The organism is Polaromonas sp. YR568, assembly GCF_943371715.1.
In the GTDB taxonomy this organism is placed as follows: Bacteria; Pseudomonadota; Gammaproteobacteria; order Burkholderiales; family Burkholderiaceae_C; genus Polaromonas.
Genome location: NZ_CALRVW010000003.1, coordinates 254,410 through 266,908 on the forward strand (window position 1 = coordinate 254,410; position 12,499 = coordinate 266,908).

The window sequence follows — 12,499 nt, forward strand, 5'->3', positions numbered from 1 at the left end:
AAGCTGGCCGACTGACGGCACCACGCCAGTCGGTTTGCGAATGGAATTCATCGAAAGCGGTCGCTCCGGGTGCCGGAAGCCAGCAGGGAGCTGGCCAGGCCGGCGACCTCGGATGACTTCAGCGCCGCGAAAACGAGGCCGGTCAGCGATATCAGGCGCCAGGGCCGGAAAAGCACGGCCGCCGCGCCCAGGCCCGCAGAAATGGCCAGCAGCCTCACGGGATGCTCCTGGGCAAAACGCTCCATCCTGGGCTGGGCAAAATCCAGTGCCAGGCTGGCCGGGTGGCCTTGCCACCAGGACAGGGCGGTCTGTTTGACGAGCGACCAGGTGCTGGCCGACGCGTCAATTTCGTCAGCGCTGCCGCCATGCTCGACCGCTGTGGCAGTGTCATGCCCCATCTGGCGAACAATCGCCTGCCGGCTGTTGGCCAGGCGTTCGCGGGGAGAAAGCGCAGTGTTGTCGTTCATCATCGGGTCAGGCGGCTGCGCGCAATGCCTGCGCATCGCGGTCCAGCTGGGCCTTGAGTTCTTCAAAAGGGCTGGCGGCCAGGGGTTGCCGCGCTTTGCCGAAGGCGATCAGCAGCAGCACCAACATGACGGCAGGAATGGCCACCAGCACCCAGTGAAACTGGTTCAGCAACACACCGAGCATCAGCGCCACACCCGCCAGCGTCAAAAACACGCCGGCACACAGGATGACCAGGCCCCACGCCAGTCCGCGCTGAAGCAGCTCCGACCCGGCTTCCGAAGCTTCCTCCTGGACCAGGGCGCCATAGGCCGACAGGTGATCGACCACCAGGTCGGGGCGTCTGACGAGAATGGAAAACAGCGGATGCAGCATGGGCGCTCAGTAGTGGGGCAAAGAAAGCGAAACGGCGGAGATCAGCGCTTGTCGCGATGCACGGTCGAGGCCACCAGCAAGGCCACGGCTGCGCCGACTGCGGCGGCGATCAGCACGGACTTCACCGGCTCATTGGACACATAACGCGTCGTGGCGTCTGCATAACGGTGCATGGAACGCTGCGCACGGTCACTGGCCTCGGAGGCCATGTCCAGGCTCTGACGTGCCAGCTTCTGCGCCTGGGTGGCCAGCTTGTCGACCAGCGGGTCGATGCTGCCGCGCAAATGGCGGACCTTGTCCTCGGCGCGGTCCAGGGTGTCGTTGGCCAGGCTGCGGGTGCTGTCCATGGCCCGCTCGGCACCGCTCAACATCTGTTCGGACAGATGACGCGAACCCGACAGGGCGTTTTGTTCAGGGGATTGGGAGAGGGGGTTTTTCATGGGATCCTTGGAAAATGAAGGGAAAAGGCTGGTACCAGCGCGATGCACGCAGGAACTGGAAGAGGGTGGGGTGTCACTTTCTTTTCATCAGGCCGACCACGAAGCTGATCACAGCCATGATGGCAAAGATGAAAAAGAGGATCTTGGCAATTTCGACGGCGCCAGCGGCAATGCCTCCGAAACCGAACACGGCTGCAATCAGGGCGATCACGAGGAAAACAACGGAATAGTGCAGCATGTCGATCTCCTTGCAGGGGTGCGCCCTTGATATGTGTGGTGCTCGCAGTTGAAACACCTGTAGCAAGATTAAACGTGGAAGCTCCGCGTGTTCATCGGTGAGTGCCGGATGCCTTTGTCGGTTGGCATGAACATGCCGTGTAGGACGCAGCCGATAGGCATTTTTTTGTGCAGGAGGCCACTCTGTGCCCGAGGCCGGGGCTGCGGGAGGGTCTGCGCTTAAATCGTTTTGGGCAACACGGCGGAAATGCGGGTGCCCTGACCGGGACTGGAGACCACGGTCAGGCGTCCGCCTGCCGCTTCGACCCGGTGGCGCATGCCGGCCAGGCCGTGGCTCGATCCCTTGATCTGCGTGGTGTCGAAGCCGGTGCCGTCGTCCCGGACCTCGACCGTGATGTAGCCGTCAAAATCATGCAGGCTGATTTCTGCCTGTTTCGCTTCGGCGTATTTGCCGATGTTGGTCAGCGACTCCTGCACCAGCCGGTAGACCGTGAGCTGTGCCGAGCCGCCGAGCTCCACTGTCTCCAGGTCGGTGATGATGCTCAGGCCGGACCGGTCTTCGAATTCGCGCGCCAGAATTTCGAGCGATGCGACCAGCCCCAGGTGCGACAGCGAGGAGGGCCGCAAGTCCTCCACAATGCGGCGCTTGAGCGCAATGCCACTGTTGAGCGTTTCGATCAGGTGCTGCATGCGTTCGGCGGCTTCCGGAGAAATCACACCGAGCCGCGATTTGATGCGCGCCACATCAAGCTTGGCCGCCGTCAGCAGGGCGCCCAGTTCGTCGTGCAGCTCACGTGCCAGGTGGCCGCGTTCGTCTTCCCGCACCTGCTGCAGGTGGGTAGCCAGTTCGGCCAGGGTGGCCGTGCGGTCGCGCACTTCCTTGTCCAGCTGGTCGCGTTCGCGCTGCAGGGCTTCCTGTTCGCGCCTGCCGGCATCCAGCAGGGCCCGGGTTTGCCGCAGATACATGTAAAACGCCAGCAGCCCGGCCAGCGCCATCAGGGCGATGCCGATGCGCGACAACTGCAGCGACCGGCTGATCTGGGCCTGGGCCGTGCTCATTTTGTTGTTGCTGGCGTGGACCAGCTTGACGATCTGGCTGCGGATGGCGTTCATCTGGTCCATGCCCACGTCGGTGGTCAGCACAAACTTCCAGGCTTCTTCGTTGCCCTGCTTGCGCATGCGCACGCTCAGGTCCATCTCCGCCAGCTTGCGCGACACGCTGCGCGACAGCAGGCCGAACTCCGCCAGCTCCGCGGGGTAGGGGGTGTAGTGCCGGCGCAGGGTGTCCAGGGTCTGGTTGAGGTCGGCGGTCGCCGCGTCGTAAGGTTCCAGGTATTTTGGGTCCCCGGTCAGCAGATAGCCGCGCTGCCCGGTCTCGGCATCCAGCATCTGCTGCAACAGGACATTGACGGCGCCGCGTGTGGCCTGCGACTCCTCAATCCGGCTGACGGCCTCGGTGGACAGGCGAAAACCCGCCTCGTTGATGGAAATCAGGACGACCGCTGCCAGCACCGCCAGCGGCAGGCTGATTGCCATTTTTGGGATTGCAAACCATCTCATCCTGATCTCCGTTCGGCATGGATCAATAATCGTGAATAATCGCTACTGAAGAAAGAAGCCCGTAATTGCGCGAGGCTGTGTTGCTGCATTGTGCCGTTTGGCGATGCCAGCCTAACCAAGAGGACATGAAATGATCAAAATTGGAATTGTGGATGACCATGCCATCGTGCGCTCCGGGCTCAAGCAGTTCTTCTCGGATCAGGTCGATTTCAGGGTCGTGGGTGAAGCCGCCAGTGGCCGCGAGGCCATTGACCTGGTGCGAAATGTCGAACTGGACATTCTGGTCATGGACCTGTCCATGCCCGGCCAGAGCGGAATCGATGCCCTGGCCATGATCCGCGCCAAGGCCCCCGATGTCGGCATCCTGATTCTCAGCGGATACCCGGAAGAGCATTACGCCGTCAACCTGATTCGCCAGGGCGCCAGCGGTTACCTGAACAAGGAGTGTGATCCGATGGAGATCGTCAATGCGATCCGCGTGATTTCGCTCGGAAAACGCTACATCACCCCGGCAGTGGCCGAGTTGCTGGCGCAACAGCTGAACAGGAAAAACGACGCCACGCCTCACGAGCAGCTCTCCGAGCGCGAGTTTCAGGTGTTTCTCAAGCTGGCCAAGGGTGAAACCGCGGGCGACATTGCCAAGGCGCTGTCCTTGAGTGTCAAGACGGTCAGCACCTACCGGACCCGTGTGATGGAAAAAATGAGCCTGGCGTCCAACAGCGACCTGACGTATTACGCGCTCAAGAACAAGCTGATCGACTGAGGCCCTGGCGCCTGCGGCCCGCCCTATTTCTGGGGCTGGCTGGCGTTGATGGATCGACACTGCTCGATGCAGTAGTCGACCAGCGCGTCTATCTCGTTGGATTTGTCGAAGACCGCGTCCACGCCGAGCTGGGCGCAACGCTTGCGTATGTCGGCCGTCGCGTAGTTGCTCAGCACGATGACTTTTTGATGCACCTGACGGTTGCGGCAGGCTTCAAGGACACCCAGTCCGCTCCCCTGCTTGAGAAACAGGTCCACGATCGCCAGGTCCCATTGCTGACCGTTCGCCAGCAACCAGGCCTTGCCTTCATTTTCCGTCTCCGCCGTGCCGACTGCGTCAATACCGGCCAGCTCTTCCAGCGTAGCCATGAGATTGTCACGGATGGTGGCGTTGTCTTCGACGATATAAGTTTTTAGTCCCACTGAGCTTCAATCCCGGTCTGCCATCCCTGACCGCGGCATTTTTCAAACAGTTACAACGACCCCTGGCTGGGTACACAATTAGCTGTTAACTAATGTATCTACATTTCCACCGCCATTTTGACAGGGTGGGCGTGGTCGGCCTGTAGGATGTTTCCTACTCGGGGACTGTAGGCAGGCACTGACAGTCATCGATGGCTGTTGCCCACGGTGCACCAGCGCTTCCCGGCAGATACTTCACTGTCGGTTGATTTCCCCTTCGCTTACAACAGCGCGGTGCCAACCACTTGCAGGTGTCGGGCCTCTCCCGGTCTTCCCATTCAAGAATCGCAGGCCGTCCCCATGACCCGTGTCGCAACCTCCCTCTCCCGGCTTCGCCTCCTCCCCATGTGGGCTCGGTTTGTGGCGGGCGCGGCACTGGTGCTGGTGGTCCTGATGCTGGTGATCGTGTTTTTCCCCTGGGACTGGTTGCGCGGGCCGGTGAACCGTTACGTCAGTGACCAGACCGGGCGCCAGTTCGAAATCACCCGGCGGCTGGATGTGCAGCTGGGACGCACCATCACGGTCAAGGCCGATGGCATCACTTTCGCCAATCCCCACTGGGCACGTGACCCTTACCTGGTCAAGGCCGAGTCCGCCGAGTTCGACATCCGGTTCTGGCCCTTGCTGCGCGGCGAGATTGAGCTCCCGCGCGTCAGCCTGAGCCAGCCGGTGCTGGGGCTGCAGATCCTGCCGGATGGCCGGCGCACCTGGGCCTTGGGCAAGGACACGTCCGATGCCGGTACCGTGCCACGCATTGGCCAGTTGCTGGTGGACAAGGGTGTGCTCAACTACCTGGCCGAGGCGCAGGGGGCCGACATCAAGACCGAGTTCGGCGTGACCGCGGCAAGTAAGGCCGAGGCCGGAACAGCGGCGGCGGCGCGCGACATGCCGCTGAGCTACCAGGCGCGCGGCACCTGGAAAAAAGAGGCCTTCTCGGCCCAGGGGCGCACCGGCAGCGTGCTGCAGCTCAGCGACACCCAGGTCAATCCGTTTCCGATCGAAATCAATGCCAGTGCGGGCCGAACCACGCTGCAGGCCAGGGGCAGTATCGGCAATCTGGCCGCGCTCGATGGGCTGGATGCCAATTTCGACCTCAAGGGCCGCACGCTGGCCGACCTGTACAACCTGCTGGGCGTCGTGTTGCCGGATACGCCCACCTATGCCCTGCGCGGTCACCTCGGCAAGCAGGGGGCGGTCTGGAAGGTAACCGCCATCCAGGGGCGTCTTGGCAAATCCGACCTGTCGGGTGATCTCGCCTATGACCGCTCGGGCCAGCTGGCCCTGCTGTCGGGCAAGGTGCAGTCCCGGTCACTCGATTTCGAGGACCTGGGCCCGCTGATTGGCGTGCCCACGGGGGATTCACGCGCAACGACCAAAACCGTTGCCAAGGACAAGCCTTCCTCGGCCGCCAAGCAGGTGCAGGCGGCCGGCAAGGTGTTGCCGACGGCCACGCTGGACTTCGAGCGGCTCAAAACCATGAATGCCGACGTCAACTACAAGGTGGTGGACGTCAAGAACGCTGGCGCCTTTCCGCTGGACCGTTTTGACGCGCGCATTCTCCTGAAGGACGGCGTGTTGCAGCTCGATCCGCTGGACATGGGGGTGGCTGGCGGCCGGCTTGCCGGCCTGATCCGCATCGATGCCAACAGCAAACCCGCCCTGGTGCAGGCCAGGCTCGAAGCCCGCACGCTGCAGCTGAACCAGCTGTTCCCGCGCATCGAACGCACCGAAGGCAGTCTGGGCAAACTCAACGGGCGGATCGACCTGACCGGCCGCGGCAATTCCGGCGCCCAGGTGCTCGGTTCGTCCTCCGGCAGCGTGGCCCTGCTGATGGGCCGGGGCCAGGTCAGCAACATCCTGCTCGAGTTCATGGGACTGGACGGCGGCGAGATCATCAAGTTTCTGGCCAGCGGTGACCGCAATGTCACCCTGCGCTGCGCTGCCGCAGCATTTGATGTCAAGCAGGGCCTGATGACCAGCCGGGCCATCCTGCTGGACACCACCGACACCCTGGTCAACGGCGTTGGCCAGGTCAGCCTGGCCAATGAAACGCTGGACCTGGTGCTGTACCCACAGCCCAAGGACCAGAGCATCCTGAGCCTGCGCTCCCCCCTCAAAATCACCGGCACATTTGCGAAGCCGGCGGTGGGCCCCGACAAGGCGGCGCTGGCGGGCCGGGCCGGTATTGCTCTGCTGCTGGGCGCGATCAACCCATTGCTCGCGCTGGCCGCGACGGTGGAAACCGGGCCTGGCAAAGATGCCGATTGCGAACGGGTGCTGGCAGTGGCCAGCCCGGTGAAACCACCGGAAAAGCCCGCAGCGGCCAGCCCGGCGGCCAAACGATAAGCCGAAAGGCCGAATAGGCAGCGGCGCCTCAGGGGCGCCGGGGCTGGCCGGCGATCAGGCCTGAGGGCTGCCGCACACCGGACAGGCGGGCTGGCGTGCAACCCGCACGTGGTGCCAGTCCATGTTGCGTGCGTCGAGCATCACCAGCCGCCCCGTGAGCGCCTGGCCAATGCCGCACAGCAGCTTGAGCGCTTCGGCCGCCTGCACCGTGCCGACAATGCCCACCAGCGGGGCAAACACGCCCATGGTGGCGCACTGGGCCTCCTGCACCGTCTCCGTCGGCGGAAAGACACAGGCGTAACAAGGTGAGCTGCCCTGGCGCGGATCGTAGACCGTCACCTGGCCGTCGAAACGAATGGCCGCACCGGAGACCAGCGGTTTGCGGTGCTTCACGCAGGCACGGTTGATCAGCTGGCGCGTGGCAAAGTTGTCGGTGCAGTCCAGCACCACGTCGGCCTGCTGGACGTGGTCGTCGAGCACGGCAGCGTCGGCGCGCGCGGTGACGGCAGTGACCTCGACGTCCGGATTGATGGCGGCGACGGCCTGTTGCACGGAGTGCGCCTTGTACTGGCCGACACGTGCCAGCGTGTGGGCGATTTGCCGCTGCAGGTTGGTGGCATCGACCCGGTCGTCATCCACCACGGTGATGTGTCCGACCCCGGCGCTGCCCAGATAAAGTGCGACGGGTGAGCCCAGCCCGCCTGCCCCCACGATGAGCGCACGCGACGACAGCAGGGTGTTCTGGCCTTCCACGCCCAGTTCGTCGAGCAGGATGTGGCGCGAATAACGCAGCAGCTGGGTATCGTTCATGGGCGGACGTGACCCGGGCAGTGCGGGGCAACCTGGCGGCCGGTCCATCCGGACCCGCAGCCAGGCAGACAGACGCGGTCAGTTTTCCTTTTTCTCTTCCTTGCGCTCGACCATGGTCTTGCTGATCATCACGGGCCGGCCCTTGAGCTGGTTGATGGCCTGCGCGAGCTGGAAGTCCTTGTCGCTGCCGAACTCGGGCGGGCGGCGCTGCTCGGGGCTCTTCCTGGACTCCTCTTCCAGGCGCTTGAGCGCTTCCTCGCGGGCTTTTTCACGGCCCGGGTCTTTCACTTCGGCACCCTGGCCGCTGGCGAGGTGTTTCTCCAGATCGGCTTCGCGCGTGCGCAGGGCCGCAAACGGGCTACCTTCCAGCGTTTCGTCCACCATCACGTCGGGCACGATGCCCTTGGCCTGGATCGACTTGCCGCTGGGCGTGAAGTAACGCGCGGTGGTGAGCTTCAGGCCGGTGTCGGGACCCAGGGGGCGAACGGTCTGCACCGAGCCCTTGCCGAAAGTCTGGTTGCCCATGATGGTCGCGCGTTTGTAGTCCTGCAGCGCACCGGCGACGATTTCGCTGGCCGATGCCGAACCCTCGTTGACCAGCACCACCAGCGGCACGTTCTTGACGGCTGCGGGCAGGCGCTTGAGCGGATCGGCGGCATTGCGGCGCTGGTAAAACTCGGGCGAGGCCTTGTAGGTGAACTTGCTTTCGGCCAGTTGCCCGTTGGTCGACACCACGGTGACGTTCTCGGGCAGGAAGGCAGCGGACACCGCCACGGCGGCGTCGAGCAGGCCGCCCGGGTCGTTGCGCAGATCCAGCACCAGCCCCTTGAGGTTGGGTTCCTGCTTGTAGATCTGTTCGAGCTTGGCGACGAAATCATCGACCGTGCGTTCCTGGAACTGGCTCAGGCGGATCCACGCGTAACCGGGCTCGATCACCTTGCTGCGGACCGACTGGGTGCGGATTTCCTCGCGTGTGATGGTCACCGGGAAGGTGCGGTTTTCGTCCTTGCGGAAGATCATCAGCGTGACCTTGGTCCGTGGCTCGCCGCGCATCTTCTTGACGGCGTCGTTCAGGCTCAGGCCCTTGACCGCGGTGTCGTCGATTTTGGTGATCAGGTCATTGGGCTTGAGGCCGGCGCGGTCGGCTGGGGAGCCTTCGATCGGTGAAACCACCTTGACCAGCCCGTCTTCCTGCGAGATCTCGATGCCGACGCCGACAAAGCGGCCGCTGGTGCCCTCCCGGAATTCCTTGAAGGACTTCTTGTCGAAATAAACCGAATGCGGGTCCAGGCTGGCGACCATGCCGGAGATCGCGTCGGTGATGAGTTTTTTCTCGTCAACAGGCTCCACATAGTCGGTTTTGACCATGCCGAACACGGCGGCCAGCTGCTGCAGCTCTTCCAGCGGCAGGGGCGTGAGTCCGCCCCGTGCCACCGCCTGCAGTTGCACGGTCGTCAACGCACCGGCGACCGCGCCGATGGAAATCCAGCCTGCTATCTTGAGTTTCTGACCCATAAACACCTTCATTCGCCCCGGTTTCGGAGCAGTTGTCACAGAATTTGAAACAATATACACCTTGGAGAAAGGCCTTGGCTAACAGTTCCCGCAGCCGGCGCTGCCTCTGGCGCCAGCCGGCTGAAATGTTTCAAAAACGGGCCAGCTTTACCTCACGTTGACACGGGAGTGCCAGCGGGGCGCTGTCAGCGCTCCGCGGGCTCAGGCCTTGCCTTGGGCGGCGACCGCCGCCTCGGCTTTGGCAATCGCCTCGCTGTCGCCCAGGTAATAGTGGCGCAGCGGTTTGAGGCTGGCATCGAGCTCATACACCAGCGGAATGCCATTGGGAATGTTCAAGCCCACGATGTCCTTGTCGGCAATGTTGTCGAGGTACTTCACCAGCGCGCGTATCGAGTTGCCGTGGGCCGCGACCACAATGCGCTTGCCGGCCTGGATGGCCGGCGCCATGGACTCGTTCCAGAAGGGCAGCACCCGGGCCACCGTGTCTTTCAGGCATTCGGTCAGCGGCACCTCGCCGGGTTTCAGTTTGGCGTAGCGCGGGTCATCGCGTTCGCAGCGCGGATCGTTGGGCTCCAGCGGTGGCGGCGGCACGTCGTAGCTGCGGCGCCAGATCAGGACCTGCTCGTCGCCATATTTTTTGGCGGTTTCCGCCTTGTTCAGGCCCTGCAGGGCGCCGTAGTGGCGCTCGTTGAGGCGCCAGCTGTGAACCACCGGCAACCAGGTGCGGTCCATCTCGTCGAGCGTGTGCCACAGGGTGCGCGTGGCGCGTTTGAGCACGCTGGTGTAGGCCAGGTCAAAGTCGTAACCCTCCTTTTTGAGCAGCCGGCCGGCGTTGACGGCTTGCTGCACGCCGGTGGCGGTCAGGTCCACATCGGTCCAGCCGGTGAAGCGGTTGTCCAGGTTCCAGGTTGATTCGCCGTGGCGGATGAGCACAAGTTTGTACATGGTGTGAGGCAGCTTCGTGAAGTTGGAAAAAGGGGAGGGTCCCGACGGGGCGCCCGGGGCGAAAAAAAAGTGTCCAAAAGGGCGGGCAAAGACTGCGGCAGGCATCAGAGAAAGCCCAGGGAAAGCCGGCAGCGCTCCCTGCATTCTAAAATCACTCCTTAATTGCAATACCCAAGAAGGACTTACAGTGAAATTTCTCATCGACAACTGGATGCTCATCGCCATTGCGCTGGCATCCGGCGGCATGCTGCTCTGGCCCCTGATTTCCAGCGGCATGGCAGCCGGTTCGCTCAGCGCCGCCGGCGCCGTGCAGCTGATCAACCGTGAGAAGGCCGTGGTCATCGATGTCTGTGAGGCGACGGAATTTGCCGCGGGCCACGTCGCCGGCGCCAAGAACCTGCCGCTGGGACAATTCGAGGAAAAACTGCCGGCCACCGTGAAAAACAAGGCGCTCCCGCTGATTCTGGTGTGTGCCTCCGGCGCGCGCGCGAACCGGGCGCTGGCGATCGCCAAGAAGCTCGGTTACGAGCAGGCCCAATGCCTGTCGGGCGGGCTGAAATCGTGGAAAGAGGCTAACCTTCCCATCGAGAAGGCCTGAAAACCTGCCGCTGCCCATTGACCCGACCCGGAGATTTCGATGTCCCCTGTGAAGATATACCTGACCGCCTCCTGCCCTTACTGCATTCAGGCCAAGCAATTGCTCAAGCAGCGCGGCGTGGCCGAGATCGAGGAGATCCGCGTTGACCTGCAACCGGACGAGCGCCAGAAAATGATGGACATCACCGGTCGCCGGACCGTGCCCCAGATCTTCATCGGCCAGACCCATGTGGGTGGTTGCGATGACCTGATGGCGCTGGACGGCCGTGGCGGCCTGCTGCCCCTGCTGGCTGGCTGAGCGCCCAGGCCGCCCGACCGCTCGTCGGGCGACGCTGCCCGGGGACGGTGGGCCGAACAGGGATAATGTGCCGTGCCTGCTGTCCAGCGGGCTTTTATTTTTCAAGCAATCCGAAAGACCACCATGGCCGAAGCCAACCTTGATCCCGTGTTCCAGATCCAGCGCGTTTACCTCAAGGACGTGTCGCTGGAGCAGCCCAATTCTCCCGAAATCCTGCTCAATCAGGAGCAGCCCGCGGTCGATATCCAGCTCGGCGTCGAGGCGACCCCGATCGCCGACGGCCTCTACGAAGTCAGCGTGACCGCCACGGTGCACACCAAGATCGAAGACAAGACCGTGTTCATGGTCGAAGCCAAGCAGGCCGGCATCTTCGAGATCCGCAACATGGCGCCCGAGCAGCTCAACGCGGTGCTGGGCATTGCCTGCCCGCAAATCGTGTACCCCTACCTGCGCGGCAATGTGGCAGACGTGATCCAGCGCGGCGGTTTCCCGCCTGTCAACCTGGCGGAGATCAACTTCCAGGCCATGTTCGAGCAGCAGCAGGCCGCGGCAGCCTCGGCAGCCCAGGAAGCCCCGCAAATCATCGTTTAAGGGCGCCGTGGTGCTGGCATTGCCCCTCGCCTTCTCATTCCCATGAAAATTGCCGTCATTGGCGCGGGTGCCTGGGGCACGGCGCTGGCCATCAGCGCGGCCCATGCAGGCGGCACCTCTGCGCGGCATCAGGTGACCCTGTGGGCGCGTGACGCCGCGCAGCTGGCGGCAATGCAGGCGCAGCGGCTCAACACCCGCTACCTGCCCGGCATCGCCTTGCCCGATGCCCTGTTGCTGGCGGGCGGCTCCGACGCCTCGCTGGACGCCGTGCTGGCGCAGCAGGACCTGATCGTCATCGCCACGCCGATCGCGGCCTTGCGCAGCATGTTGCAGCGCATGCAGAACGTTCGCGTACCGGTGGCCTGGCTGTGCAAGGGGTTTGAAGCGCCACTGCCTGCCCCTTCGGCTACCGCCTTATCCTTCAAGCCTTTTGGGCTCCTGGCCCATGAAATACGGGCGCAGGTAGCTATTGATTTGAGAGCGGGCGCACTCAGCGGCCCTAGCTTTGCGCAGGAAGTGGCGCGTGGCCAGCCGACCGCGCTGGTGGCGGCCAGCGAACACGCCGAAGTGCGCGACGCACTGGTGGCGGCCTTCCACAGCCCGACCCTGCGCATCTACGCCAACGACGACATCGTCGGTGTCGAGGTCGGCGGCGCCGTCAAGAACGTGCTGGCCATCGCCACCGGCCTGTGCGACGGGCTGAATCTCGGGCTCAATGCCCGCGCCGCGCTGATCACGCGCGGCCTGGCCGAAATGACGCGCCTGGGCCTGGCCCTGGGCGCGCGGGCCGAAACCTTCACTGGCCTGTCGGGCCTGGGCGACCTGGTGCTGACGGCCACCGGCGACCTCAGCCGCAACCGCAAGGTCGGCCTGCTCCTGGCTCAGGGCCAGACCCTGCAGCAGGCCGTTGCTTCGCTGGGCCATGTGGCAGAAGGGGTGTACTGTGCCCGCACGGTGGTGCAGCGCGCGCAAGGGCTCGGTGTCGAGATGCCGATTTCCGAAGGCGTGGTCGCGCTGCTGGACGGGCTGGTGAAGCCGGCTGAGGCGGTGGCGGCGCTGATGGGACGGGATCCGGCGGCTGAGCTGCGTTAGGGGC

At 63.7% G+C, this 12,499-nt stretch carries 15 protein-coding genes; 6 read left to right on the plus strand and 9 right to left on the minus strand.

The genetic code is table 11. The features are described from left to right. Window positions 1-47: 47 nt before the first annotated feature. The 5 genes from AAG813_RS04050 to AAG813_RS04070 form a co-directional block, all read right to left on the minus strand. Complete coding sequence (locus AAG813_RS04050) at window positions 48-467, minus strand: hypothetical protein (RefSeq protein ID WP_341912073.1); 420 nt, start codon at window positions 465-467, stop codon at window positions 48-50. Between the two features lie 7 nt (window positions 468-474). Next, window positions 475-840, minus strand: coding sequence for a hypothetical protein (locus tag AAG813_RS04055; protein WP_341912075.1), 366 nt, complete (start codon window positions 838-840; stop codon window positions 475-477). 41 nt (window positions 841-881) lie between these two features. Then, a complete protein-coding gene (locus tag AAG813_RS04060; RefSeq protein ID WP_341912077.1) occupies window positions 882-1,280 on the minus strand; it encodes a hypothetical protein in 399 nt (132 codons plus the stop codon). A gap of 73 nt (window positions 1,281-1,353) precedes the next feature. After that, entirely contained in the window at window positions 1,354-1,518 is a 165-nt protein-coding gene (locus tag AAG813_RS04065) for a DUF1328 domain-containing protein (protein ID WP_096667256.1), read from the minus strand. Between the two features lie 218 nt (window positions 1,519-1,736). Next, window positions 1,737-3,053, minus strand: a complete 1,317-nt coding sequence (locus AAG813_RS04070) for a CHASE3 domain-containing protein (protein WP_341912080.1) — start codon at window positions 3,051-3,053, stop codon at window positions 1,737-1,739. A 154-nt stretch (window positions 3,054-3,207) separates the two neighbouring features. Between AAG813_RS04070 and AAG813_RS04075 the strand changes: the two genes are divergently transcribed. Beyond that, window positions 3,208-3,840 carry a response regulator transcription factor gene (locus AAG813_RS04075; protein ID WP_096698225.1) on the plus strand — a complete coding sequence of 211 codons (633 nt, stop codon included), beginning with the start codon at window positions 3,208-3,210 and terminating at the stop codon, window positions 3,838-3,840. Window positions 3,841-3,863: 23 nt separating this feature from the next. Here AAG813_RS04075 and AAG813_RS04080 read toward each other — a convergent pair whose 3' ends face one another. Next, on the minus strand, window positions 3,864-4,262 hold the full coding sequence (locus AAG813_RS04080; protein WP_096698226.1) for a response regulator: 399 nt from the start codon (window positions 4,260-4,262) through the stop codon (window positions 3,864-3,866). Window positions 4,263-4,646: 384 nt separating this feature from the next. On the opposite strand from AAG813_RS04080, the gene AAG813_RS04085 reads away from it, so the two are divergent. After that, window positions 4,647-6,647, plus strand: coding sequence for an AsmA family protein (locus AAG813_RS04085; RefSeq protein ID WP_341912083.1), 2,001 nt, complete (start codon window positions 4,647-4,649; stop codon window positions 6,645-6,647). A 54-nt stretch (window positions 6,648-6,701) separates the two neighbouring features. On the opposite strand, the gene AAG813_RS04090 is transcribed toward AAG813_RS04085, so the two are convergent. The 3 genes from AAG813_RS04090 to gpmA form a co-directional block, all read right to left on the minus strand. Further along, complete coding sequence (locus AAG813_RS04090; protein ID WP_341912084.1) at window positions 6,702-7,457, minus strand: HesA/MoeB/ThiF family protein; 756 nt, start codon at window positions 7,455-7,457, stop codon at window positions 6,702-6,704. Between the two features lie 78 nt (window positions 7,458-7,535). Next, the gene (locus AAG813_RS04095; RefSeq protein WP_300536674.1) at window positions 7,536-8,972 is read right to left on the minus strand and encodes a S41 family peptidase; all 1,437 of its coding nucleotides are present in this window, start codon (window positions 8,970-8,972) and stop codon (window positions 7,536-7,538) included. Between the two features lie 201 nt (window positions 8,973-9,173). Then, the gene (gene gpmA / locus AAG813_RS04100) at window positions 9,174-9,917 is read right to left on the minus strand and encodes a 2,3-diphosphoglycerate-dependent phosphoglycerate mutase (protein ID WP_341912087.1); all 744 of its coding nucleotides are present in this window, start codon (window positions 9,915-9,917) and stop codon (window positions 9,174-9,176) included. A gap of 187 nt (window positions 9,918-10,104) precedes the next feature. Here gpmA and AAG813_RS04105 point away from each other — a divergent pair, with 187 nt between their 5' ends. The 4 genes from AAG813_RS04105 (at window position 10,105) to AAG813_RS04120 (ending at window position 12,495) form a co-directional block, all read left to right on the plus strand. Next, window positions 10,105-10,515: a rhodanese-like domain-containing protein gene (locus tag AAG813_RS04105; RefSeq protein WP_341912088.1), complete on the plus strand. Its 411-nt coding sequence runs from the start codon at window positions 10,105-10,107 to the stop codon at window positions 10,513-10,515. A gap of 39 nt (window positions 10,516-10,554) precedes the next feature. Continuing rightward, a complete protein-coding gene (grxC, locus tag AAG813_RS04110) occupies window positions 10,555-10,812 on the plus strand; it encodes a glutaredoxin 3 (RefSeq protein WP_341912090.1) in 258 nt (85 codons plus the stop codon). A 123-nt stretch (window positions 10,813-10,935) separates the two neighbouring features. Beyond that, a complete protein-coding gene (secB, locus tag AAG813_RS04115) occupies window positions 10,936-11,403 on the plus strand; it encodes a protein-export chaperone SecB (RefSeq protein ID WP_341912093.1) in 468 nt (155 codons plus the stop codon). A 42-nt stretch (window positions 11,404-11,445) separates the two neighbouring features. After that, entirely contained in the window at window positions 11,446-12,495 is a 1,050-nt protein-coding gene (locus AAG813_RS04120; RefSeq protein WP_341912095.1) for an NAD(P)H-dependent glycerol-3-phosphate dehydrogenase, read from the plus strand. The last annotated feature ends 4 nt before the right edge of the window (window positions 12,496-12,499 follow it).

Excerpts from the sequence above, each read along its gene's own strand:
- AAG813_RS04085 (WP_341912083.1), top strand. The coding sequence starts at position 4,647 with ATGTGGGCTCGGTTTGTGGCGGGCGCGGCACTGGTGCTGGTGGTCCTG.
- AAG813_RS04075 (WP_096698225.1), top strand. The coding sequence starts at position 3,208 with ATGATCAAAATTGGAATTGTGGATGACCATGCCATCGTGCGCTCCGGG.
- grxC (WP_341912090.1), top strand. The coding sequence starts at position 10,555 with ATGTCCCCTGTGAAGATATACCTGACCGCCTCCTGCCCTTACTGCATT.
- AAG813_RS04060 (WP_341912077.1), bottom strand. The coding sequence starts at position 1,280 with ATGAAAAACCCCCTCTCCCAATCCCCTGAACAAAACGCCCTGTCGGGT.
- AAG813_RS04050 (WP_341912073.1), bottom strand. The coding sequence starts at position 467 with ATGAACGACAACACTGCGCTTTCTCCCCGCGAACGCCTGGCCAACAGC.
- AAG813_RS04090 (WP_341912084.1), bottom strand. The coding sequence starts at position 7,457 with ATGAACGATACCCAGCTGCTGCGTTATTCGCGCCACATCCTGCTCGAC.
- AAG813_RS04070 (WP_341912080.1), bottom strand. The coding sequence starts at position 3,053 with ATGGCAATCAGCCTGCCGCTGGCGGTGCTGGCAGCGGTCGTCCTGATT.
- AAG813_RS04055 (WP_341912075.1), bottom strand. The coding sequence starts at position 840 with ATGCTGCATCCGCTGTTTTCCATTCTCGTCAGACGCCCCGACCTGGTG.
- AAG813_RS04095 (WP_300536674.1), bottom strand. The coding sequence starts at position 8,972 with ATGGGTCAGAAACTCAAGATAGCAGGCTGGATTTCCATCGGCGCGGTC.
- gpmA (WP_341912087.1), bottom strand. The coding sequence starts at position 9,917 with ATGTACAAACTTGTGCTCATCCGCCACGGCGAATCAACCTGGAACCTG.
- AAG813_RS04065 (WP_096667256.1), bottom strand. The coding sequence starts at position 1,518 with ATGCTGCACTATTCCGTTGTTTTCCTCGTGATCGCCCTGATTGCAGCC.
- secB (WP_341912093.1), top strand. The coding sequence starts at position 10,936 with ATGGCCGAAGCCAACCTTGATCCCGTGTTCCAGATCCAGCGCGTTTAC.
- AAG813_RS04120 (WP_341912095.1), top strand. The coding sequence starts at position 11,446 with ATGAAAATTGCCGTCATTGGCGCGGGTGCCTGGGGCACGGCGCTGGCC.